Source organism: Anaerobranca gottschalkii DSM 13577 (genome assembly GCF_900111575.1).
GTDB lineage: Bacteria > Bacillota > Proteinivoracia > Proteinivoracales > Proteinivoracaceae > Anaerobranca > Anaerobranca gottschalkii.
In genome coordinates, this window is the sequence record NZ_FOIF01000102.1 from 1 (window position 1) to 1,923 (window position 1,923).

The following is a 1,923-nucleotide window of genomic DNA, read 5'->3' on the forward strand; positions in this document are numbered from 1 at the left end:
CAGGATTTGAACCTGCGACCTCCGGGTTATGAGCCCGACGAGCTACCTGGCTGCTCTACCCCGCGTCATCATGCTTTATTATATTAACATTATTATTTAATTTTGTCAAGGTTTTTTTTGTTTTTTATTATTCCCTTAACACTAATATAGTATAATATTTTTATCCTTTAGGGTCAATAGATAATTTTTGCTAATAAAGTATATTTATAACAAAATTAAAGCATCTAAAATTAGATGCTTTAATAATTCCGAGATCCCCTTCCACCTCGTTTAGAATCTGTGTGTCTTTTTAAGTCTTGATGTTTCTCATCACTGTCTTTTAAAAACTTAGCTAATTTATCTTCAAAAGAAATATTTGAACTTTGTTTTTTGTTAAAACTTTTATTTGATACAGATTTAGAATTAGCTTGTCTAATAGATAAACCAATTTTCCCATCTTTACCAACAGATAGAACTTTTACTTTTACTTCTTGACCTTCTTTTAAATGTTCTTTGATATCCTTTACATAATTATCTGCTACTTCAGAGATATGAACTAGACCAGTTACTCCTCCTTGAAGTTGTATAAAAGCTCCAAAATTTGTTATCCCGGTCACTGTTCCTGTTAAAATGCTTCCTACTTCAATAGACATTATTTCAAATTTCCTCCCCTAAAATATTAGTATAGCTAATTATACATTATAGCTTAGAAATGTGTCAATAACAGTTATTGCTTAGAAAAAATATAAACCCTTTCACCCTTTCTAACTAATCCTAATTCCTTCCTTGCAAGATATTCAATATATTCTAAGTCATGTAATCGCTCTATAGCCCTTCGATATTCATGGTTTTCTTCTTCTAAATTTTGGATCTTAATATTATAATTTTCTATTTCATGCTGAATTTTAGACAAGGTAATTTGCTGTTTTACTAAAGTTATCAATGTATATATGATAGCAATATATAATACAATCCTTCTAGTTCTTGAACCATAGGTAAAAAAAACCTTCACAGTACCCTTTGCCATTAGATAACTCCCCTTATTCCCGTTTTATTAATATTCTTCTACAAAACTTAAGTTATTTCCTTTTTTATTTCTTTGATTTTATAAAAAACTTTTTTAATAAGTAGATAAAGGAGAATAATTTAGAAGTTATCCAGATAATGGGTGACAGCAATATTAGTAATAGTTTGTAGATAAATTTATATATTCTAATAAAAGCAGTTCTAAGAAATTTTAAAACTTTAATTACTAATGTACTTAATGTTTTAATGTAAAGTATAAACCCTAAAGCCATACCCATTATTAAATATAAACGAACTTCTCCATAATTGGCAAAGATAAATACCACAAAGGTTGTTATAATAACAAGAATCCAAAAAATAAAATCTAAAAGATATTGAACAATTCCTTTAACTTTATGTGTAGGAACTAAAAATCTATAAATATCAAATATTATACCCAAAATTACCCCCCAAATTAACATAACTCCTAAAACATAAGTCTGAAACCATACTGACATCTTTGTCCCTACCTAAATAGACGCCCCATTAAGCCTTTACCTTTTTTACCCCCATCCCTTTGAGCTGCATATAATATTTCGTAAACCATACCTTCAATATTTACTTTTCCTAACTCTGTATTGAGATTTTTAACATTAAGGTCTTCTCCTCTTATAGCTATTAAGTTATTATCATGGGTAACTAAAATTACTTCCTCCTGATTAAAACTATCCACTTCTTCTATCCCTGTAATTTCTAATTTTTTTTGCTCGATTAATGTGAGTTTATGCTCCTTTTGTTCTTTATGTTCTTTAATTCTATCCATATTCATTTTTTCCCCTCCCATCTTGTTATCTTTGAATTAGCCTTTTAAGACTGTTTGTCAAGAGCGATTACGTTATTTTTCTTTATGCTAATCTGTTCGTGTGGTATTTAATCTAT

The 1,923-nt window shown here is 28.8% G+C and carries 4 protein-coding genes; all 4 read right to left on the reverse strand.

Annotation, left to right across the window (positions count from 1 at the left end):
- Positions 1-239: 239 nt before the first annotated feature.
- On the reverse strand, positions 240-632 hold the full coding sequence (locus BMX60_RS11770) for a S1 domain-containing RNA-binding protein (protein ID WP_091351621.1): 393 nt from the start codon (positions 630-632) through the stop codon (positions 240-242).
- A gap of 74 nt (positions 633-706) precedes the next feature.
- On the reverse strand, positions 707-1,006 hold the full coding sequence (locus BMX60_RS11775; RefSeq protein ID WP_091351622.1) for an FtsB family cell division protein: 300 nt from the start codon (positions 1,004-1,006) through the stop codon (positions 707-709).
- A 64-nt stretch (positions 1,007-1,070) separates the two neighbouring features.
- Entirely contained in the window at positions 1,071-1,502 is a 432-nt protein-coding gene (yabQ, locus tag BMX60_RS11780) for a spore cortex biosynthesis protein YabQ (RefSeq protein WP_091351623.1), read from the reverse strand.
- Positions 1,503-1,510: 8 nt separating this feature from the next.
- Entirely contained in the window at positions 1,511-1,813 is a 303-nt protein-coding gene (gene yabP, locus BMX60_RS11785; protein ID WP_177159816.1) for a sporulation protein YabP, read from the reverse strand.
- Positions 1,814-1,923 lie beyond the last annotated feature (110 nt).

Excerpts from the sequence above, each read along its gene's own strand:
- BMX60_RS11770 (WP_091351621.1), bottom strand. The coding sequence starts at position 632 with ATGTCTATTGAAGTAGGAAGCATTTTAACAGGAACAGTGACCGGGATA.
- BMX60_RS11775 (WP_091351622.1), bottom strand. The coding sequence starts at position 1,006 with ATGGCAAAGGGTACTGTGAAGGTTTTTTTTACCTATGGTTCAAGAACT.
- yabQ (WP_091351623.1), bottom strand. The coding sequence starts at position 1,502 with ATGTCAGTATGGTTTCAGACTTATGTTTTAGGAGTTATGTTAATTTGG.
- yabP (WP_177159816.1), bottom strand. The coding sequence starts at position 1,813 with ATGAATATGGATAGAATTAAAGAACATAAAGAACAAAAGGAGCATAAA.